The organism is Bartonella bacilliformis Ver097 (genome assembly GCF_000709795.1).
GTDB lineage: Bacteria > Pseudomonadota > Alphaproteobacteria > Rhizobiales > Rhizobiaceae > Bartonella > Bartonella bacilliformis_A.
In genome coordinates this window covers 174,836-197,464 of sequence record NZ_KL503803.1, presented here as the reverse complement: position 1 = coordinate 197,464, position 22,629 = coordinate 174,836, and the positions used below count along the sequence as shown (strand labels likewise).

The 22,629-nt window shown below is 37.4% G+C and carries 21 protein-coding genes; 10 read left to right on the top strand and 11 right to left on the bottom strand.

Going from position 1 to position 22,629, the window contains the following annotated elements; translation table 11 throughout:
- Positions 1–52 precede the first annotated feature (52 nt).
- From mltG to H710_RS02955, 6 genes are all read right to left on the bottom strand, one after another.
- Positions 53–1,162 carry an endolytic transglycosylase MltG gene (gene mltG, locus H710_RS02980; RefSeq protein ID WP_041849372.1) on the bottom strand — a complete coding sequence of 370 codons (1,110 nt, stop codon included), beginning with the start codon at positions 1,160–1,162 and terminating at the stop codon, positions 53–55.
- Positions 1,163–1,269: 107 nt separating this feature from the next.
- Positions 1,270–2,532, bottom strand: coding sequence for a beta-ketoacyl-ACP synthase II (gene fabF, locus H710_RS02975; protein WP_041849371.1), 1,263 nt, complete (start codon positions 2,530–2,532; stop codon positions 1,270–1,272).
- A 103-nt stretch (positions 2,533–2,635) separates the two neighbouring features.
- Positions 2,636–2,872: an acyl carrier protein gene (locus H710_RS02970; RefSeq protein ID WP_041849370.1), complete on the bottom strand. Its 237-nt coding sequence runs from the start codon at positions 2,870–2,872 to the stop codon at positions 2,636–2,638.
- A gap of 256 nt (positions 2,873–3,128) precedes the next feature.
- On the bottom strand, positions 3,129–3,866 hold the full coding sequence (gene fabG, locus H710_RS02965) for a 3-oxoacyl-[acyl-carrier-protein] reductase (protein ID WP_041849369.1): 738 nt from the start codon (positions 3,864–3,866) through the stop codon (positions 3,129–3,131).
- Positions 3,867–3,885: 19 nt separating this feature from the next.
- On the bottom strand, positions 3,886–4,830 hold the full coding sequence (gene fabD, locus H710_RS02960; RefSeq protein WP_041849368.1) for an ACP S-malonyltransferase: 945 nt from the start codon (positions 4,828–4,830) through the stop codon (positions 3,886–3,888).
- A 66-nt stretch (positions 4,831–4,896) separates the two neighbouring features.
- Complete coding sequence (locus H710_RS02955; protein WP_041849367.1) at positions 4,897–5,484, bottom strand: undecaprenyl-diphosphatase; 588 nt, start codon at positions 5,482–5,484, stop codon at positions 4,897–4,899.
- Between the two features lie 352 nt (positions 5,485–5,836).
- Here H710_RS02955 and rpsF point away from each other — a divergent pair, with 352 nt between their 5' ends.
- The 10 genes from rpsF (at position 5,837) to H710_RS02905 (ending at position 15,348) form a co-directional block, all read left to right on the top strand.
- Complete coding sequence (gene rpsF / locus H710_RS02950) at positions 5,837–6,244, top strand: 30S ribosomal protein S6 (protein WP_041849366.1); 408 nt, start codon at positions 5,837–5,839, stop codon at positions 6,242–6,244.
- Positions 6,244–6,492, top strand: a complete 249-nt coding sequence (gene rpsR / locus H710_RS02945; protein WP_041849365.1) for a 30S ribosomal protein S18 — start codon at positions 6,244–6,246, stop codon at positions 6,490–6,492. The genes rpsF and rpsR overlap by 1 nt, the downstream gene beginning before the upstream one ends.
- 155 nt (positions 6,493–6,647) lie before the next feature.
- The gene (locus H710_RS02940; protein ID WP_041849364.1) at positions 6,648–7,628 is read left to right on the top strand and encodes a hypothetical protein; all 981 of its coding nucleotides are present in this window, start codon (positions 6,648–6,650) and stop codon (positions 7,626–7,628) included.
- A 25-nt stretch (positions 7,629–7,653) separates the two neighbouring features.
- On the top strand, positions 7,654–8,193 hold the full coding sequence (rplI, locus tag H710_RS02935; protein WP_052472873.1) for a 50S ribosomal protein L9: 540 nt from the start codon (positions 7,654–7,656) through the stop codon (positions 8,191–8,193).
- Between the two features lie 455 nt (positions 8,194–8,648).
- On the top strand, positions 8,649–10,151 hold the full coding sequence (locus tag H710_RS02930; protein WP_041849363.1) for a replicative DNA helicase: 1,503 nt from the start codon (positions 8,649–8,651) through the stop codon (positions 10,149–10,151).
- Positions 10,152–10,163: 12 nt separating this feature from the next.
- Positions 10,164–11,537, top strand: a complete 1,374-nt coding sequence (radA, locus tag H710_RS02925) for a DNA repair protein RadA (protein ID WP_041849362.1) — start codon at positions 10,164–10,166, stop codon at positions 11,535–11,537.
- A gap of 154 nt (positions 11,538–11,691) precedes the next feature.
- Complete coding sequence (locus H710_RS02920; RefSeq protein ID WP_041849361.1) at positions 11,692–12,159, top strand: CvpA family protein; 468 nt, start codon at positions 11,692–11,694, stop codon at positions 12,157–12,159.
- A 294-nt stretch (positions 12,160–12,453) separates the two neighbouring features.
- The gene (locus H710_RS02915; RefSeq protein WP_041849360.1) at positions 12,454–13,017 is read left to right on the top strand and encodes a CvpA family protein; all 564 of its coding nucleotides are present in this window, start codon (positions 12,454–12,456) and stop codon (positions 13,015–13,017) included.
- 88 nt (positions 13,018–13,105) lie between these two features.
- The gene (gene purF / locus H710_RS02910; protein ID WP_041849359.1) at positions 13,106–14,596 is read left to right on the top strand and encodes an amidophosphoribosyltransferase; all 1,491 of its coding nucleotides are present in this window, start codon (positions 13,106–13,108) and stop codon (positions 14,594–14,596) included.
- A 2-nt stretch (positions 14,597–14,598) separates the two neighbouring features.
- Positions 14,599–15,348, top strand: a complete 750-nt coding sequence (locus tag H710_RS02905; protein ID WP_041849358.1) for an SDR family NAD(P)-dependent oxidoreductase — start codon at positions 14,599–14,601, stop codon at positions 15,346–15,348.
- Between the two features lie 76 nt (positions 15,349–15,424).
- On the opposite strand, the gene pssA is transcribed toward H710_RS02905, so the two are convergent.
- From pssA to H710_RS02880, 5 genes are all read right to left on the bottom strand, one after another.
- On the bottom strand, positions 15,425–16,264 hold the full coding sequence (pssA, locus tag H710_RS02900; RefSeq protein ID WP_041849357.1) for a CDP-diacylglycerol--serine O-phosphatidyltransferase: 840 nt from the start codon (positions 16,262–16,264) through the stop codon (positions 15,425–15,427).
- Between the two features lie 8 nt (positions 16,265–16,272).
- Positions 16,273–16,971, bottom strand: coding sequence for a phosphatidylserine decarboxylase (locus H710_RS02895; RefSeq protein ID WP_041849356.1), 699 nt, complete (start codon positions 16,969–16,971; stop codon positions 16,273–16,275).
- Positions 16,972–17,081: 110 nt separating this feature from the next.
- Positions 17,082–18,965, bottom strand: coding sequence for an ABCB family ABC transporter ATP-binding protein/permease (locus H710_RS02890; protein WP_041849355.1), 1,884 nt, complete (start codon positions 18,963–18,965; stop codon positions 17,082–17,084).
- Between the two features lie 395 nt (positions 18,966–19,360).
- The gene (gene cysS, locus H710_RS02885; protein WP_041849354.1) at positions 19,361–20,863 is read right to left on the bottom strand and encodes a cysteine--tRNA ligase; all 1,503 of its coding nucleotides are present in this window, start codon (positions 20,861–20,863) and stop codon (positions 19,361–19,363) included.
- Between the two features lie 388 nt (positions 20,864–21,251).
- A complete protein-coding gene (locus H710_RS02880; RefSeq protein WP_041849353.1) occupies positions 21,252–22,577 on the bottom strand; it encodes a dihydroorotase in 1,326 nt (441 codons plus the stop codon).
- Positions 22,578–22,629: the final 52 nt, after the last annotated feature.

Here is a 22,629-nt window from a genome sequence, read left to right as displayed (position 1 = left end):
AAAGCTTTCTTCTAAAACTATAAATTAACATCGGTAATGAATTCCCCCAAATTTAACGTGTTTTCCTTAATGCACGCCATTTACGAACATTTATGTTATGCTCATCCAAAGTTTTAGAAAAAACATGCCCACCAAAACCATCAGCAACAAAATAAAGCGAATCACTTTTTGGTGCATTTGCCACTGCTTTCAAAGAAGCCCTACCTGGATTCGCAATAGCAGTTGGTGGCAATCCATAAATTTTATAAGTATTGTATGGTGTTTCCTTTTCAAGATCTGAACGGTAAATAGGACGACCTGAAGGATTTCCCTTCCCACCAAAGATACCATAAATAACTGTTGGATCAGATTGAAGACGCATACGCTTAACGAGACGATTATAAAATACTGCAGCAATTTGCGGTCTCTCCGTTGCAATCCCTGTTTCCTTTTCAACAATGGAAGCCAATATAACAAATTCGTCAATAGACTTGATTGGTAAATCAGGTGAACGGCTATCCCATATTTCCTGAATGAGTTTTTTTTGTCCTTCAATCAGTCTCTTTATAATCTCCACGCGTGTTGTCCCACGAATAAAGTGAATAGTATCCGTCATCAAACTGCCTTCTGGGGGTAAAATTTCTGGAAGATCACCAATCAGTATTTCATTCGCTGCTAAACGATCAAAAACCTGCTGGACTGTCAAACCCTCCGGCACGGTCAATACGTGTTCAATAGATTTTCCTTGTACAAAAATATCCATAATGCCCTGCATCGAGGCATAAGCTGGAATTAAATACTCTCCAGCTTTAAGATGTGTCGCTTTCTGATAATAACTAACTCCATACACAAAAATATCTGATGATCGAATGAGGTTACGTTTTTCAAGAAGTGATGCAATCTCCCGAATCCCTGTTCCAGGATAGATAAACACAACTTGTTCTTTTTTAGCTGGTCCTTTTCCCTCAAATATATTTTTTCCAATATAAATAGAAACGCTTACAGCCAAAATTACAAAGATAATCACCATCAAAAGGAAATGACTGAAGATAACAAACAGATTGCGCACAACATGCGATCTTCTTCGCCTTTTACAAGCTAACACATCGTCATTATTCAGCAAATGATCCAGTGAAGAACTATCTATATCTTGTGATAATATTTTGTTTTTCGTATCAGACATGATTATCAGCTTCAATAACCTTGAAAGACACTACGCTACCTTTTTGTTCTGAAACCTTATCATCAAGAAAAAATTGAAAAAACAATAATGATAAACAAATGTACTCTTTATCCTGTAAAGCGTCGCATGACCAATGATGCATTTGTTCCACCAAAACCAAACGAATTAGAAAGAATTGTATCAATTTTTCGCTCACGTGGTTTGTGAGGCACAAGATCAATCTTCGTCTCAATCGATAAATTATCAAGATTGAGTGTTGCTGGAGCTATATTATCTCGTATCGCTAAAATACAAAAAATAACCTCAGCAGCACCAGCAGCTCCCAATAAATGCCCAATAGATGATTTGGTAGACGACATTAATACTTGCGGTGCATAATGACCTAAAACACGCTCAACAGCCGCCAACTCTATAACATCAGCCATCGTTGATGTACCGTGAGCATTAATGTAATCAATATCACACACATTCACTCGTGCATTTTTGAGGGCAGCTATCATACTGCGCTGCGCACCTTCACCACTTTCTGGAGGAGCTGTAATATGATATGCATCACCAGATAAACCATAGCCAATAATCTCAGCATAAATGCGAGCACCCCGCTTTTTTGCATGTTCAAGTTCTTCTAAAACGATAACAGCAGACCCCTCCCCCATGACAAAACCATCGCGGTCAATATCATAAGGACGTGATGCATGTTCAGGATCATCATTACGACCCGTAGAAAGAGCTTTACAAGCGGAAAAACCAGCAATAGATATCCGGTTAATTGGAGATTCAGCTCCCCCTGCTACCATAACATCTGCATCGCCAAACGCAATTAAACGAGCTGCATCACCAATTGCATGCGCCCCTGTCGAACAAGCTGTTACAACCGCATGATTAGGACCACGTAAACCATATTTAATAGAAACATGACCTGAGGCAAGGTTAATCAAACGTCCTGGAATAAAAAAAGGAGAAACCCGACCAGGTCCCTTATCACGAAGAGTATAGCCTGCTTCAACAATGCCTTCAATGCCACCAATACCAGAACCAATCATAACACCCGTTCGGATTTGGTCTTCATCATTTTTTGGATGCCATTCAGCATCTGCAAGTGCTTGATCAGCAGCAGCTACCGCATATACGATAAATGGATCAACTTTGCGTTGCTGCTTAGGCTCCATGTGCAAATCAGCATTATAGGTCCCATTTGTTCCATCTCCTACAGGAATACGTGCAGCAATTTGACATGGTAAATCAACTACATCAAATTCAGTAATACGCCGAACACCGCTTTTCCCTTCAAGAAGACGTCTCCAACTACACTCAACATCACCAGCTAGCGGAGATACCAATCCTAAACCAGTAACAACAACACGTCTCATATACCTTAACCCTGAACAAAGAATCTCTCTAAGCTATATTCTCAAATAGTTCCAACTTGAAAGAATAAGGGCAAAAGCATTGCGCTTTTGCCCATCAATAAAGTTATGCAGAGGCTTTATCAATAAATTTTACTGCATCATTAACCGTGAAAATCGTTTCAGCAGCATCGTCTGGGATTTCTATACCGAATTCTTCCTCAAAAGCCATAACGAGCTCGACCGTATCAAGGCTATCTGCTCCTAGATCATCGATAAAGCTTGCGTTTTGTACTACCTTATCTGCGTCAACTCCAAGATGCTCTATGATAATCTTCTTAACGCGCTCTTCTGTATCACTCATATTGAAATCCTTAAATTTATATTATTTTCCTATTAATTAAAGCAACATGGCTTCCTATCATCAAATGATAGATCTATCACTTCAGAATTTTAACAATAATTTAGAACATTTTGTGGATATCTCCTAAATAAATGAACTAATCTAAGTATCCGATAAGTGAGTAATCACCATATCTGAGAAATAAACATACCGTTTATCTCACCTATGTTATCTAAAATAATACAACTTATAAATCAACGTAGAATCAAACAAATACTCAGATCATTGCCATACCACCATTAATATGCATCGTTTGACCAGTTACATAAGCCGCTTCATTACTTGCCAAATAAACAGCTGCAGAAGCTATTTCTTCACACATTCCTATACGTTTCATTGGAACCGCAGCCATAATTGCTTCTTTTTGCTTTTCATTAAGTTTATCGGTCATCGCAGATTTAATAAATCCTGGAGCAATACAATTAACAGTTACATTTCTTGATGCAATCTCTTGTGCCAATGATTTAGAGAATCCTATCAAACCAGCCTTCGCAGCGCAATAATTCGTTTGCCCAGGATTACCAACAACACCAACAACAGATGTGATATTAATAATACGACCATAGCGCCGCCGCATCATAGCGTGTACTAATTCATGTGTCAAAGTAAAGGCTGCCGTTAAATTGATAGCCAACACATCATCCCAGTCTTTATCTTGCATACGGACGAAAAGACCATCGCGCGTGATGCCAGCATTGTTAACAAGGATGTCAATACCACCCATCTTTTCTTCTGCTGTTTTAGCTAAATTTTTAATGGCTTCACGCTCAGAAAAATGAGCTGGAAAAACAAAAATATTATCTCCAAGATCTGCAGCAATTTCTTCAAGCTTTTCTTCACGTGTTCCATGAAGTCCAACAATTGCTCCTTGCGCATGAAAAATACGCGCTATTGCTTCTCCAATTCCACCTGATGCTCCCGTTACAAGAGCTTTTAGACCTGTTAGTTTAAACATTTTTCAAACCTTCTTAAAATTAAACACCCAAAATCTTCAGAGTTTCTTCAATTTCCTTAGCTGTACCAATTGTTAGACCCTTAATGTCCTTATTAATACGACGAGCCAAACCTGTTAGCACTTTTCCAGAACCAATTTCAAAAAGCATATCAACTCCATAAGCTCCAAACCACTCAATCGTTTCACGCCACCTTACTTGTCCAGTGACTTGATGAACAAGAAGCATAAAAATCCGCTCCGGGTCATTTTCTGGCGCAGCAGAAATATTTGCAATCAATGGAATAACAGGAGCTACCATATTAACAGTTCCAAGTGCATCCTTCATTACATCAGCAGCAGGTTGCATCAAAGATGAATGAAAAGGCGCTGAAACTGGAAGAAGAATTGCACGTTTAGCACCTTTTTCTGAAGCAATCTCCACTGCTACCTGAACTGCTTTTGCTTCACCTGAAATAACAATTTGTCCACCACCATTGTCATTAGCGATCTGACATATACCTTCTTTTTCAACAGCTTTACAAATTTCTTCAACCTCTTGTTCATCCAAACCGATGAGTGCAGCCATCAACCCTTCACCAACAGCAACAGCTTTCTGCATAGCATTTCCACGAATTCGCAAAAGCCTTGCTGTATCAGCTAAACTAAATGTACCAGCTGCACAGAGTGCTGAATATTCCCCTAAAGAGTGACCTGCAACAAATTTTACTTTTGATTCTATATTAAGCCCTAATTTTTCCATTACACGAATAATTGCTAAGGATACAGCCATTAAGGCTGGTTGCGCATTTGCTGTGAGTGTCAGCACATCTTCTGGCCCTTCAAAAATGATGTGCGATAATTTCTCGCCTAAAGCATCATCAACCTCTTCAAAGACCATACGCGCTTCAACAAATTGTTCTGTGAGCATTTTGCCCATACCAACAACTTGGCTTCCTTGTCCTGGAAAAGTAAATGCTGCAACCATTAAGTGTCTCCTCAATGAAAAAATCAAATTTTCTATTATCAACTAAATTCATGAAAACAACGCAATCTACTTAGAATAGATACCTGCACTAAAATTATATTTCAATGGTGGAATTTTATACAAAAACCCTGGGAAATAAGGGGAAACAAAGCGAATAATACTCCAACCAACAAAACTTCCCCAAACAGCACCAACCAAAACATCAAAAGGATAGTGTACGCCAGTAAAAACACGTCCCCAACAAACTAAGAATAGAAATATCAACGCAAATTTAGAAACTATTTTGTACTGAGAGAAATAAAGACAAGCTGCATAACACCCAATAACCAACGCATGATGACTAGGGAAAGAAGCAGTTGCCTTATGATGAATCAGTGGTTGAGTTAAATTAGCTACGAAGGGACGCGGACGAAAATATATTAGAGAAATGAAATAGCTCAAAAAAAATACAAAACAAATGCTGATGCAAATACTGAGCACCACACGCCGCTCCCCATACCCACCACAAAACCATAAAATAAAAACATGTAGAGGAATAATATAAATCAAAAATTTTGCACAAATAATACCAAACCAAATTAAAACAGACCCTGCCTGATGATTGCCCGAAAGCATTTCAAAAAGCACCCCATCAATCTGATAAAAAAGGTCCATTTTTCTCTCACTTCTCAAAGTTTACGCTATCAATCGCTCATTACAAATAAGCAAAATATATAAAAATACATCTAGACTCAATAAACTCATATTTTTTACACGCATTAACTTGCTATTTTTTGAGATAAATTGTAAATGGCTATTGTTCGTTACCAGTGTTTTGGCTGGAGGTTGAACGGAGGACTGGTAAACCAACCAGCAGGAAGCGTAATAATTCCGACCTCCCGTATCTCCGCTCTCGAATGTCTCGAATTTGCAAACGCGTCCTTTCTTCTTTGGAATTTCCAATAAAGACAAGTCGCAGAGGCTTTGCGCCAAAACCAGTGAAGTTTAATTGAAGAAAGGCACAATCATGGCTCTTTATGAACACGTGTTCCTTGCTCGACAGGACATTGCACCGCAGCAAGTTGATGAACTTTTAAAAATCTATAAAAATGTCATTGAAGCACACGGTGGAAAAGTTGAACGTACTGAAAACTGGGGACTTCGTTCCCTTGCTTATCGCATCCGTAAAAATCGCAAAGCGCATTATGTGTTGATCAATATTGATGCTCCAGCTGCAGCAATTGCTGAAATGGAGCGTCAAATGCGTATCAATGAAGATATTTTGCGTTACATCACTATCCGAGTAGAAAAGCATGAAAAAGAGCAATCTGCTATGCTTTCACGTCCTGACCGTGATGATTTTCCCGGAAAAGATGAAGAGCGGTCTCGCCCTTCACGTCGCCAACGCGAAGATGTTGAAGAAGGAGTAGAATAATGTCCGACATTAATCAAAACTTGACACGTCGTCCCTTTAATCGCCGCCGCAAAACATGTCCTTTTTCAGGGACAAACGTCGCGAAAATTGATTATAAGGATATCAAATTATTACAACGTTATATTTCAGAGCGTGGAAAAATTGTTCCTTCACGCATTACAGCTGTCAGTCAAAAAAAGCAGCGCGAATTAGCTAATGCTATCAAGCGTGCTCGTTTTCTTGGATTGCTTCCATATGTTGTAAAATAAACTATCAATACACTGGCAGTCAGGGAAATTCTTGGCTGCCTTTTCTATATGTGTCTACAGTATTCCCATATTAGTTGTAAGCACATGAAAACGCATAGAATATTCAAAGTTGGAGTATTGCGATTCTCCTAACTGCAAAAGCAGGACAGCGGTAAATGAAAAATTTTCGTTTTTATGAAATAACAGTTGGTATTTTAGCTGGGTTATTCGCTGTTATTATAGGAATAGTCATCACAAGTATTGCAAATATCGCACCTTACCTTTCCTTTTTCCTTGGTTGCTTCATTTCACTCCCAATTTTTGTTTCTGCATTCAGTTTAGGAACATTGTCTAGTCTTGTTGCCTTGATAAGTGCTACAGCTATTCTCGTCACAACCAATAGTGTTTATATTGGTTGTGGCTTTATGTTGTTGTTTTTTCTGCCTGCTGTCTATGCTTCATGGCTTCTTGGACTTGCAAAACTAACGCAAGAAAAAAACTCGCTGATATGGTACCCATTATCATCAGTTATTTTTCTCTTAACTAACTTTATTGCTCTCATCTCGACTTTTATTGGATTTTATATCCAAAATCATCCAAACACTCCCATAATTGCACAAGAAATTGCTGAAAATGTAGTACAGACTATGCGGCAATCAAAATCCATAGATGAAAATGATATTCTGGCTTTTTCTGACTTAATAACAACACATATAGCGACTTTAACAGCTATTGCGCTAGTGATTTATAGTTTGATTTTTCTGATTGGTAATCTTTATTTTTCAATGATCATAGCACAACGTATGAAGTGGCTAACAAGACCTCGTGATGATTGGAGACAAACCTTCCGACTTCCAATTTCTGGACTAGCTATTTTTATCATCATTTGCATAACATCAGTAATTGAATTAGGCTCTATTTTTGATTTAAGCATACGTGTCTTTACTACTGCATATACTATAATCATATCAATCAGTGGTCTGGCGTATCTCCATAATATTACACAAGGAATAAATAGTCGGATTATTATATTATCTCTTGTCTATATTGCAATTTTAACTGTCGTTTTTGCTCCACCTATCTTTTTCGTAATTCTTTTGATGGGTATTTGGGCAACTATCCAACATAACAACCAATCACGCGATAGATTATATTAATTGACCTATTTGAAAGGAAAAAACTATGGATATTATTTTGCTTGAACGCATTAATCGTCTCGGTCAGATAGGCGATATTGTCTCAGTTAAAGATGGTTATGCACGTAATTTTTTATTGCCCAAAGGCAAAGCCCTACGAGCCAATGAGGCTAATAAGAAATTTTTTGAGACACAGCGCATACAACTTGAAGCTCGTAATCTTGAATGCAAAAATGAAGCTCAAAAAATTGCTGAAAAACTTGACGGTAAATCATTTATTGTTGTTCGTTCAGCTGGTGAAACAGGGCAACTTTATGGTTCTGTATCAACGCGCGATATTACAGATATTATAACAATGGATGGCTTTGCTATTGAACGCAATCAAATTGAACTTAATCATCCAATAAAAACTATCGGTCTTCATCCCGTTACCCTCAACCTACATCCCGAGGTTCAAATTTCTGTAACAATTCACGTTGCACGTTCAGCCAACGAAGTACAACCTCAAGAAAAAGCTGAAATTCTTACTTCTATGGAAGCAATGGAAGTTGTTCAAGAACAACCATTAGAAGAAAATATTGGATGATAGTGATAAAAACGGCTTTTAAAGAAAATCTGAAATTAATATTTTTCTTTTTTGTCTTTCTATTTTTTAAAATATTTACATGTTATAAAAATACTCAGTCTAAAGAAATCTGAGTATTTTTATTAAATTATTTTTGTTGCATAACAAGTTTTCAGCATATTATTTATCTCAAAGAGATTTCAAATTGTGGGTTATTATAGGGGAAGTGTTTCCGCTCGCATTTACTTCGTTGTGTAAAAATAGCATGAAAACTACTTCAAATATTGTGATCTTAATGACTGGATCATAAAACATAAAATATGGGAATTACAGTATACGTATTGTCTTTGTTAAAGAAAGTATTATTAATTTTAAAATGCTATTTTTACTAAAATCAGAGATTTGCAATCCCATCCTTTTAATATACAGCACTCTTAAATAATAAAACTTAAAAGTCTTGAGTGGGAAAAGTCGTTATGGAAGAAACAAGTATTTTGAATTCTAGCCCTTCGCACAAAGAAAAAACTTCTTCTTTTCGACAACTGCCGTACAATATTGAAGCTGAACAAGCGCTACTTGGTGCAATTCTCATTAATAATAATGCAATTGATCGCGTTTCAGATTTTTTAAAACCAGAGCATTTTTTCGAAATATTACATCAAAAAATCTTTGATATTTTATCGCAAATTATCAAAAAAGGAAAACTTGCTAACCCCGTTACTATTAAACCCTTTATTCCAGCTGAAGAAAAAATCGGAGACATCACTGTTTTCAATTACGTTATTCGTTTAGCTAAGGAAGCAATTACAATCATCAATGCGGAAGATTATGGGCGCATTATTTATGATCTTTTTATCCGGCGATCCTTGATTAATATTGGTAATCAAATTGTGAACACAGCTTTTGATGCACCTGTTGAGCTTACGCCAGCGCAACAAATTGAAATGGTTGAACGCAATTTGTTTCAATTAGCAGAAACAGGCAAATATGGTGGAGGCTTTGAAAGTTTCGATGATGCTATCAAAAAAGCTATCGACATGGCAGGAGCTGCTAAAAAACGCTCTTCAAAATTATCAGGTATAGCTACTCATATTAACAAACTTGATGAACAGATGGGAGGATTGCAACCATCTGACCTTATTATTTTGGCTGGACGCCCTGGTATGGGGAAAACCTCACTCGCTACCAATATTGCCTTTAATATTGCGAATGCTTATAATCGTAATGCTAAAATAAAAGATCCATCAAAAGAAAATGAAGGAGGTATTGTTGGCTTCTTCTCTCTTGAAATGTCATCAGAGCAACTTGCTACACGTATTATTTCTGAACAAACGGAAGTCTCTTCTTCTGAAATTCGGCGTGGAAATATTTCAGAAGAACAATTCGCAAAATTATTACGCACCGTAAATCATTTACAAAAAGCGCCACTCTATATTGACCAAACTGGTGGTATATCGATCACTCAATTAGCCGCACGCGCGCGTCGTTTAAAACGACAACACGGATTAGATGTATTAATTATTGACTATATACAGTTAATGACAAGCAATTCGAAACGTTCATCGGAAAATCGTGTTCAAGAAATTACAGAAATTACTACAGGACTAAAAGCTTTAGCGAAAGAATTGAATGTGCCGATTATTGCCCTTTCACAGCTTTCGCGCCAAGTTGAAAACCGAACAGATAAGCGTCCACAATTATCAGATTTACGCGAATCTGGTTCAATTGAACAAGACGCGGATGTTGTTCTTTTTGTGTATCGTGAAGAATATTACCTCAAAAATGAAGAACCTAAAGCGGGTAGCTCTGAACATTTGAAATGGCAAACTGATATGGATGCAGTTTTTGGGAAAGCAGACATTATTGTTGCAAAACAACGCCATGGACCAACAGGAACGGTTAAGCTTGCCTTTCAATCAGAATACACACGTTTTAGCGATTTGGCAGATAGCGATTATCTTCCAGAACAATTTGGTTAAAAATCATCTCACATGGCACGCAATCGTATTAAATTTATCTGCCAAAATTGTGGTACCATTTATTCACGCTGGGCTGGAAAATGCACTTCTTGCGGAGAATGGAATTCTCTTATTGAAGAAGATATGAATAGCGGTATTGGCAGTGGCCCTACGCAAAATATTCGTAAAGGACGTGTCATAGCACTCACTTTCCTTTCTGGAGATATTGAAGATACTCCACGCATTCATTCTGGAATTTCTGAACTTGATCGTGTTACCGGTGGAGGTTTTGTTCGTGGATCTGCATTACTTGTCGGCGGCGATCCAGGTATTGGCAAATCAACACTGCTTACGCAAACAGCAGCTGCATTATCGCAAAAAGGACATCATGTTATCTATGTTTCAGGTGAAGAATCTGTTGAACAAATCCGCTTACGCGCACAAAGGCTTGGTGCTACAAATACAACAGTCCAACTTGCTGCAGAAACTAATGTTGAGGATATTCTTGCAACCTTAAATGAGCATAAAAAACTTGATATGGTCATTATTGATTCAATTCAAACCCTATGGTCAGATGCGGCTGAATCAGCCCCTGGAACTGTAACGCAAGTGCGCATCAGTGCTCAAGCAATCATCCGTTTTGCAAAAAAAACAGGCGCTGCCGTTATTCTTGTTGGTCATGTTACTAAAGATGGACAAATTGCAGGCCCCCGCGTTGTAGAACACATGGTGGATGGTGTTCTCTATTTTGAGGGCGAAGGTAGCCACCATTATCGAATCTTAAGAACCGTAAAAAATCGTTTCGGGCCAACTAATGAAATTGGTGTTTTTGAAATGTCCGATAAAGGATTACAAGAAGTTACCAATCCATCTCAACTTTTTTTAGGGGAACGGAATGAAAAAGCACCAGGAGCTGCTGTTTTCGCAGGGATGGAAGGAACACGCCCTATATTAGTAGAAATTCAAGCACTTGTTGCTCTCTCTTCTCTTGGAACACCACGACGCACTGTTGTAGGATGGGACGGAGGCCGTCTTTCAATGATTTTAGCTGTTTTAGAATCTCATTGTGGTGTTCGCTTTGGGCAACATGATGTCTATCTTAATGTTGCAGGTGGCTACAAAATATCAGAACCCGCAGCTGATTTAGCTGTTGCAGCTTCTTTAGTATCCTCTCTTGCAAACATTCCTCTCCCTGCCCATTATGTGTATTTTGGTGAAATCAGTCTTTCAGGAACAATTCGCACTGTTTCTTATTCAGGACAACGCATTAAAGAAGCAGAAAAACTTGGCTTTCAAGGTTCTATTCAACCTTCCGCAACAACTGAAATGAAATCACCAATTTTTCAACAAAAAACATTCTCTGACCTTTCTGAATTAGTTGCCACTATTGTTACCAATAAAAAATAACCTACATCAGACATGAAATGAAATACTATAAAATACAAAAGCACCTCGATATATAATGGAAACTGACATAACCAAGAGCTCATTTTTATACTGATTAAAACAAATAATAATTTTTTGATGTAAAGTATAAATTTAATATATAAGGAGCAAAAAAATGGACATGACCATCCTTGATGGCGTTGCCATAGTAATTATTTTGTGTTCTTCTCTTTTAGCAATGCTCCGAGGTTTTTCACGTGAAGTGTTGTCTTTAACTTCTTGGACAGTAGCCGCTTTCATTACGCTTTTTTTGTGTAAACCTATATTGCCTTTCACTAACCAATATATCTCGCATGCAATGATTGCATTAATTGCACTAATTGCCTTACTAATTATAATTTTCATTATTGTTTTGAGCATTATATCTATCATCACAATGAAGATCGCCAATTTTATCATTAACAGTCGAATTGGTATAATTGATCGCACTGTTGGCTTTATTTTCGGAGCAGTTCGTGGTGCATTAATCATACTCATCAGCATGCTGCTTGTTGATATATTGCTTAAATTAGAACGACAATCTGATATGTATATTTTGGTGAAATCAACCTCTCAAGAACAATATGCACTATTACGCATTTAGAACAACATATCAAATAAAGAAGAAAAACTTAGCTTTAAAAGGAGCTATTTAATCTTCTATAAAAATTAAGACAAAATCACTAATTTATTAATTAAATAATATTTTCTGATTTTTTTTGAATGAATTGTTACTAACAAAAACAACCTACATCATACACATAATAAAACACTATAAAATACAAAAGAACCTTGATATATGATAGAAACTGACATAACCAAGAGTGCATTTTTATACCGATTAAAACAAATATAATTTTTTGATGTAGAATATAAATTTAATACAAGGAGTGAACAAATGGCCATAACCGTCCTTGATGGCATTGTTATAATAGTTATTTTATTTTCCTCTTTTTTAGCTATGCTCCGAGGTTTTTCACGTGAACTATTGTCTTTAATTTCTTGGGTAGTAGCAACTGTTATCACACTTTTTTCATCTAAGCCTGCATTGCCCTTCGTTGAACAATATCTCTCGAATAAAATGATTGCACTAATCGTTACATTAGTCATCATTTTCGTTATTGTCCTGAGCATTATATCTATCATTACAATGAAGATTGCTGATCTTATTATTGATAGCCAAATTGGTATGCTTGACCGCACCGTTGGTTTTATCTTTGGAGCACTTCGCGGTTTATTAATCGTGGTTGTCAGTATGATGCTTGTTAATACACTTGTCAAACCTGAACAACAAGCCAACTGGCTGAAAAATGCAAAAACAAAGCCTATCTTGGATTCACTGGGCCAAGAAATTTGGGATATATTACCCAAAGATCTTAGCTATGTTCTAGAAAAAATAGAAACATTCTTTAAGAAAGATGATGTAACTACAGATATTGAAAATTTACCTCTATCAAACTGAAAAGTTATTTCTTTTATAAAGAAATAACTCCAAATAATATGGTGTGTATGGTATCCATCATTCTTAACATCATTCCCGAAGGAATATAATGACAAAAACCAATATCTCTTGCCAGGAATTTTCCCTTAATGATGATAGCCTTCATGAAGAGTGTGGAATATTTGGTATCCTCGGACACGAAGATGCGGCAACATTAACGGCTCTTGGGCTACACGCACTGCAACATCGTGGACAAGAAGCTGCTGGAATTGTCTCTTATCACAACCAAGTATTTTACCAAGAAAAACATCTGGGTCTTGTTGGTGACCACTATACAAATCCTGCAACACTTGCACGTCTACCAGGAGATCGTGCTATTGGACACACCCGCTATTCAACAACAGGGGAAACAGCATTACGTAATGTCCAACCCCTGTTTGCTGAATTGAAAGCTGGAGGTATTGCGATTGCGCACAATGGAAACCTAACCAATGGCCTTACATTACGCCACGAATTAATTTCCTCTGGAGCAATCTGTCAATCAACATCAGATTCAGAAGTCTTTCTCCACCTTATCGCACGCTCACGACATGAATCATCATCTGATCGTTTTGTAGATGCCATTCGGCAAGTGGAAGGTGGATATGCTATGTTAGCATTAACACGCACTAAGCTAATTGCTGCGCGTGATCCAATAGGAATTCGCCCACTTGTAATGGGCGAACTTGATGGGAAACCAATCTTTTGTTCAGAAACCTGTGCTCTTGATATCATTGGAGCAAAATATATTCGCGATGTCAAAAACGGTGAAATCATCATATGCGAAATACAAAAAAATGGTGAAATCACGATAACAGTTATTGAACCAGAAATAGAAAAACCTGAAAAATTATGCATTTTTGAATATGTCTATTTTGCCCGTCCTGATTCAATCGTTGGAGGACGTAGTGTTTATACAGTTCGTAAAAATATGGGCATTCGTTTAGCACAAGAAGCGCCATGTGATGCCGATATTGTCATTCCTGTTCCTGATGGAGGAACACCTGCAGCAATTGGTTATGCACAAGAAATCGGAATTCCCTTTGAACTGGGCATTATTCGTAATCATTATGTCGGCCGTACATTTATCGAACCAACTCAGCAAATTCGTGCTTTTGGTGTTAAATTAAAGCATTCTGCAAATCGCTCTGTTATCAAAGGAAAACGCATCATTTTGGTTGATGACTCTATCGTACGGGGAACAACATCCGTCAAAATTGTACAAATGCTGCGTGATGCAGGTGCAAAAGAAGTCCATATGCGCATTTCTAGCCCTATGATTTTTTATCCTGATTTTTATGGTATTGACACACCCAAAATTGAAAACCTTTTGGCTAACCAATATCCAGATTTAAAATCTATGTGTAATTTTATTGGAGTGGATTCATTAGAATTTCTCTCAATTGATAGCATATATCTTGCTGTTACAGGAAAAAAACGAAACAACTCTAATCCGCAATTCACTGATCATTATTTCACTGGCGATTATCCTACACATCTCACGGATCAAAAAAATACCGAAAAAGTGCATAAATTATCTGTCCTGAAAACAAGAAATTAATCATGGAAAAATCTGATTTTAACCTTTCAGGACGTGTTGCATTAATCACGGGTGCTTCCAGAGGAATTGGTTATCATTTAGCTATAGAATTAGCAGCACGTGGTGCGCACATTATTGCTATTGCTCGCACACTCAGTCGCCTAACAGAACTTGAGGAAAAAATCCAAAATATAGGTTCTTCTGCAACGTTAGTACCACTGAATTTACAAAATTTAGAAGCTATTGATGATTTAAGTATTTCAATTGCTGAACGTTGGAAAAAACTTGATATTATGCTTGCAAATGCTAGCATCCTTGGGACACTGTCACCAATTTCTCATATTGAAAATGTGGTGTTTGAAGAAGTTATTCAAGTAAATCTTATCAGCTCATGGCGCTTAATGAAAACTGTTGAACCCTTATTACGTCAATCTGATGCTGGGCGAGCTATCCTGTTATCATCAAGCGTTGCTCATTCTGCACGCGCTTCTTGGGGAGCTTATGCAGCTTCTAAAGCTGCTTTGGAAATTATTGCTCGCTGTTGGGCAGAAGAACTCAAACAAACGCACATCAAAGTCAACTGTGTTAACCCAGGTGCAACACGCACAAAAATGCGCACACAAGCTTTCCCTAATGAAGATCCTCAAACTTTACCCTCTCCACAAGAAGTTGCTAAAAAAATAGTTCATCTCTCTTTACCCGATTTAAAAGAAACAGGTAAGCTTTTTGATATTCGTAAAAATCGATTCATGAATTATTGTGTGCCTGATTGATATTGCCTCGCACGCAAAATTGTATCAGCGTACTCCATCCACATTCTACTATTTTTCTAAAAGCAGATATAAAATTCTATGAATCTTGGTTAATTGTAATGTTTATCTCTTTTTCTTCTAAAGCAGCCCGTTTACTATAACAAAAAGCACTATAAGGTAGAAAAATCATATAGCTAACAGCTGTTATTAGTAAAGTATACCATGTGTAAGTTGCAAGAAAACCAACATAAATAACCATAACCAACATGCACGGTATTACAATATCGCGCCTCAATTTCTGCCCAACTGTTTTCGCATTCCACACTGGCAAGCGGCTTACTAATAAAAAAGCAATAACCACAGTATAAAGACTGAAAAATAAAGACCAACTCCAACTTGGTACTAAGCCAAGGGCTCCTAAATAAACAGGTAATAAAAGCAATAATGCCCCCGCTGGTGCTGGTACACCAACAAAATAATCCTTCTGCCATCCTGGAATATCAGTATTATCTAGCATCACATTGAAACGAGCTAGGCGCAAACAACAAGCAACACAATATACAAGAGCAGCAACCCAACCTACTTGATGAGCCTGAGTAAGCATAAAAGAATAAACTACAAGAGCGGGCGTAACACCAAAATTAATGACGTCAGCAAGAGAATCCATATGCGCCCCAAAAGATGAGCTCCCATCCATCAAACGAGCAATGCGGCCGTCCGCTCCATCTAAAACCGCTGCTAAGAGTATCATAAAAATAGCTGACTCATAGCGATTCTCAAAAGCCAAACGAATACCACTCATCCCTGCACAAATTGCTAAAATAGTGATAATATTAGGAATAACATAGCGCATCGGCATAGGCAAACGCCGCCGATGAGCAATATCATCACGTTGTCCTTCAGTATCAAATGAAGAAAATGGCAAAGAGCTTTTCATGACTTACCCTAATTAATCCTAAAATCAGTTGTAGTAATGTCACTATCAAAAGAGCCTAAAACCGTTTCTCCAGCAATTGATGTCTGGCCAACTGCAACACGCAATTTTATTTCGGCTGGCATATAAACATCAAGACGAGACCCAAAGCGAATCATACCAAAACGCTGTCCAGCGACAACAGAATCGTCTTCTTTTGACCAACAAACGATTCGACGCGCAACCAGTCCAGCTATCTGTACTACACCGATTTTACCATATTTACTATCAATCACAACCCCATTACGCTCGTTAAATTCACTGGCCTTATCAAGATCAGCATTAATAAATTTACCCGGGCTATAAACAATAGACTCTATTGTACCACTCATAGGAACACGATTGATATGACATGAAAAAACATCCATGAATACAGAAACACGCATCATTTCATTTTTTCCTAAATTCAATTCTTCAGGCGGAACACATAACCCGACAAAGGAAATACGCCCATCAGCAGGGGAAACAACCCAATCTGCATTCATAGGCGTTACACGCTCTGGATCACGGAAGAAATATATACACCATACTGTCAGAACAAGGCCAAACCAAAATAATGGATCCCATATCCAACCAAGAATGAGTGAGATAATAAAAAACGCTACAATGAAAGGGTAGCCTTCCTTATGAATTGAAACAACACTATCACGGATAGATCGAAAAATACTCATGATAATTCCCTATTTATAGATGATCTAACAACCAATAAACTTTTTTATTTTTCCGCTTTTCGTATATTATTTAATATCTTCACATAGCTCCAAGCATAATCTCATATAACTTATTTTCTAGGATTAACAACGCCCATCTCATCTTCTTCATGCATTTTACGCAATTTCTCTTCAACCCGTGAAGCTTCAAGCTGCCTATTCCACATCGAAGCATATAAACCTTTCTTAGCTAAGAGATCAATATGTGTTCCCTTCTCAATGATACAGCCATCTTTAAGCACCAAAATTTCGTCAGCCCCAATCACAGTGGAAAGACGATGAGCAATAATTAAGGTCGTACGATCGCGGCTTACAATATCCAATGCTTGCTGAATATCTTGTTCTGTTGTTGTATCAAGAGCTGAAGTTGCTTCATCTAAAATAAGAAGCGGAGGCGCTTTTAAAAGTGTTCGTGCAATAGCTACACGTTGTTTTTCACCACCTGATAATTTAAGACCACGTTCCCCTACTATAGATTGAAATCCTTCTGGTAATATTTCAATAAATTTTGATATCTGCGCCATCTCAGCAGCTTTACACATCTCTTCATCTGTAGTACTTGGGCGCCCATAATGAATATTATATGCAATAGTGTCATTAAACAGAACCGTATCTTGTGGCACTATACCGATGACTTCACGTAAACTTTCTTGAGTCACATTACGGATATCTTGCCCATCAATCGTTATCGCCCCTGATTCAATGTCATAAAAACGAAAAAGTAATCGAGAAATTGTTGATTTACCAGAACCTGATGGCCCAACAATTGCAACTGTCTTCCCTCCAGGAACTTCAAAATCAATATTTTTGAGAATTGGACGACAAGAATCATACGAAAATTTCACCTGATGAAACCGGATGGTTCCATCACGCACGACTAACGGTTTAGCATCTGGTTTATCAACGATTTCTTGTTGAACATCCAAAAGATCGAACATAGCCTCAATATCAGCTAAACCCTGCCGAATTTCACGATAAATCGAACCAATAAAATTCAATGGAATAGAAAGCTGTATTAAAAGCGCATTGATAAAAATAAAATCTCCTATCGTTTGAGTTGTGTAAAAAATTTCACGCGCTGACATTAACATAAGAATAGTCATGCCAATGCCCAAAATAAAAGCTTGACCAAAATTCAGCCAGCTCAATGATGTCCAAATTTTTGTTGCAGCTTTTTCATAACCTGCCATGGAAGCATCAAATCGACGCGCTTCTAAAGTTTCATTACAAAAATATTTAACTGTTTCAAAATTTAAGAGAGAATCAACTGCACGCGTATTCGCTTCTGTATCAGCCTCATTCATTTCGTGCCTAATACCAATACGCCAATTACTTGCTTTGATTGTAAACCACGTATACAAACCAACTGTTGCCAAAATTACGAGAAAATAACTCCATCCATAACTTATATAAAATACGAGTGCGGTTAAAGAAAACTCCAAAATGGTTGGCACTGTATTTAAAATTGAAAACCGAACAATAGCTTCAATTCCTTTCGCACCACGCTCAATAACTCGAGAAAGCCCGCCAGTCCGCCGTTCTAAATGGAAGCGTAAAGATAACCCATGAATATGGATAAAGGTTTTATATGCTAATCGACGAATAGCATGTTGACCTACAGTAGCAAAAAGAGAATCACGTAATTGGTTTAATCCAGCCTGAACAATGCGCGCAATATTATACGCTAAAACAAGCATAATAGGGATCATCCAGGTGGATGAAAGCCATACAGGTGGTTCAAAACTTGTGTCGAATGCATCCGTCGCATATTTCAAAAAATACGGCACAGATATGAGAACAAGTTTCGCTAAAATAAGATATAATACTGCCCATACAACACGCATCTTTAAATCAGGTCGATCTGATGGCCACATATAAGGCCACAAATTATAAAGTGTGCGTAAAGTCTGACCTGAATCTGCTGATACCGTCTTTACCTTTTTATTCTGTTTCATAAAGCCTTTATTTCTCCATTATTTACTATATATGTGAGAATCATTGCTAAATGCCCCCCCTTTACAAATCAATGTTATTTTCCCCTTGGCTTCTTATAAATTTTATACTTCTAAAATATTTAGAATTAAAAAGAACAAAAATAACTCGCTGTAGAATTTATAATTTTTACTATATTTTCATACCATTTTACTGCAAATATACCCTTAGATTTTATTTTTTTTCAACTGTTAGTTGAGCTAAGTTGTTGATTGAGTAATTTCCTTAAGCCTTCTTCAAGAATTTTACTATTTTGTATTAAAATTGCAGATTTCTTGCTTTCTTCTTTTTAATGCAGAAAATAGCTACTCATTTTCTCTTCTTTTTATGAAGGCAGCTTAAATTACGAAAATTATAATCATTTCACTTCCCATGTGGTTAGACGCTCACCAGTCCGTGCATCCTTTTCATCTTTTAAAAAAATCCCCTTTTTCGCAAGCTCATCACGAATTTTATCAGCAGCTGCCCATTCTTTATTTTGAATAAAAAACAGCCTTTCAGCAATACGCTGGTCAATAAATTTTGAATCCAAATCTATCTTTTTAACAAAAAGTGGACATTCTACTTCTTTAACCCACTCTTGTCGCAATAGTCCAAAAAGATCCATCCCCTGGACAAGAGCTACAGCATTATTTTCTTTGTAAAATTTACGTAAAAGAGTAAATGAATTTGGAGTGTTAAGATCATCACTCAATGTGCTTATTAGAGAAGCATCAATCACTCCACTGTTATCCAAACAACTTCTTTCACAGCGAAGCAATTCATACCAACGATATAATTCACTACTAGATTGAGCTAAGCGCTGAGCTGTCCAATTTAATGGTTCACGATAATGAGTTTGCAACATTGAAAAACGTGCAGACAAACCAGCCCAACTCTGTTTCATATTACCAGTCATAGCATTACTGAATTCAACAAAATTTCTCTCTAATATAGAGCGAATAGTAATGAAATTGCCAAAGCTTTTAGACATCTTTCTGCCTTCAACCTGCAAAAAGCCGTTATGCATCCAAAAATTAGCCATTCGCTCAGTTCCAAACACTGAACAACTTTGTGCAATTTCATTTTCATGATGAGGAAAAATCAAATCAATTCCACCCCCATGAATATCAAAAACATTCACGCTCAAATCATCACATGCTAAACCACCACCATAAGGTGTTAACAACTTTGCCATCGACATAGCTGAACATTCTATATGCCAACCTGGACGACCTAAAACAGAAATGCCTGCTGGTGATTTCCAACCTGGCTCTTGCTGCGTAGAAGGTTTCCATAAAACAAAATCCATATCATCCCTTTTATAAGCGGCAACATCAACGCGCGCACCTGCTTTCATTTCATTCAACGATCGTTTTGCAAATGCACCGTAAAGAGGATTATTTTTCATACTATTGACAGAAAATAATACATGATTTTCTGCTATATACGCGTGACCTTTTTCAAGAAGCTTCTCAATCAAAGATCGCATTTCTTCCAAATGATCGGTTGCACGTGGTTGATAGGTCGGCAATAAACAACCAAGTGCCTCTGTATCTTGTTGAAATTGGTCATACGTACGTTCAGTTAGCTGGTGAATGGCATCATTAAGCGTTAACTCTGGATACTCACGAATAGCTCGCATATTAATTTTATCATCTACGTCCGTGACATTACGAGCATATATAACATGATCCTTACCATAAACATGACGCAACAAACGAAATAAAATATCAAAAACAATTACAGGACGTGCATTACCGATATGAGCATAATCATAAACTGTCGGACCACAAACATAAAGACGGACTTTAGCAGGATCTATCGGTATAAAATCTTCTTTCTTACGTGTCAGCGTGTTATAAAATCGCAAATTTCCCATAATCATACTCCGTTAGCGATACTGCTTGCTATACTTTTAGGTAAAGCTCACTTACACTACCAAGTTATTCACACTTTCCGAAAAAATATCGCTTTGTTGAATTTTTTATTTTCAACATCAAACCAACTTACACATATAAAATAAAAGATATCAATAAACGATAGTAAATAAGTACACTATGCGTACAAAAATAAAATAAAACAAATCAAGCGGTTTGTTGCCTTTTATATTAATCGACACAGCATTTCATCTAGCAATATATAAACACTATCTATCTTTAAACATAAAAGGTCATTATGGATGCCTTTTGCAATCACATAATCATTCAATAGCGCTTAAAATTCTAAGATAATACACCAGTATTTATATTCACAATGCTTTTATAAATTCATAGGGCTTCTATAAATTTTACAGGCTCACCTTGTGAAGGCGTAACAATTTCACCTTCCCACATAACTCGCATACCACGAATAATGGTCCCAACTGGCCAACCTTTAACTTTGTTACCATCATAGGGTGTCCATCCCGCACGTGAACCAATCATTGCATTCGTAATCATCTCTTCCCGTTTAAGATCAATAACTGTCAAATCAGCATCATATCCAACAGCAATACGCCCTTTACGACTTATACCAAAAACACGATGAGGACCATGAGACGTGAGATCAACAAAACGCTCAAGAGACATCTTTCCTGTATTCACATGAGTCAACATGATTGCTACTGTCGTTTGTACACCTGTCATACCTGAAGGCGAAGAGGGATAAGGCTTTTGTTTTTCTTCAAGCGTGTGAGGAGCATGATCAGAGCCTAAAATGTCAATAATACCTTGCTGAACACCATGCCAAAGACCTTCTCTGTGGCGACTTTCACGAATAGGTGGATTCATCTGGATTAATGCACCAAATCGTTTATAATCATTAGCTGTCAAAGTTAAATGATGATGGGTTACCTCAAGTGTTGCAATATCTTTATGATTTTTTAGAAAATCAATCTCTTCTGCTGTAGAAATGTGCAATACATGAATGCGCGCCCCTATCTCACGGGCAATTTTGACCAAACGCTGTGTACATTTTAAAGCAGCAACTTCATCACGCCATACTGGATGTGATGACACATCTCCCTCAACACGGAATATTTTACGTTCATTGAGACGCTCTTCATCTTCAGAATGAAAAGCTGTACGACGACGTATATTTTGCAAAATACGACGTACACTTTCATCATCATCTACCAACAGATTACCTGTAGAAGACCCCATAAACACTTTAATTCCAGCAGCACCAGGAAGTCTCTCTAACTCAGCCATTTCATGTGTATTTTCACGTGTGCCTCCAATCCAAAATGCAAAATCACAATGCATCCGATGGAAGCCGCGTTTAACTTTATCAGCCAACGCCTCTTCCGAGATCGTCATTGGGTTCGTATTAGGCATTTCAAATACGGCTGTAATCCCTCCTAAAACCGCCGAACGAGAACCACTTTCTAAATCTTCTTTATGCTCATTACCCGGTTCACGGAAATGAACCTGGCTATCAATAATACCAGGTACAATATGAAGCCCTGTACAATCGATAACCTCACCAGCAGACGCACACGTAAGATCACCAATTTTAGCAATACGACCATTTGTTACAGCAATATCACGCTTACCGCTCCCATCATGATTAACAAGCATTGCGCCTTTAAAAATTGTATCGAATGTTTTAGACATAAACATACCCCTTGGGTGTTATCTCTTTATCGATTATGTAAATCTGAGCAGA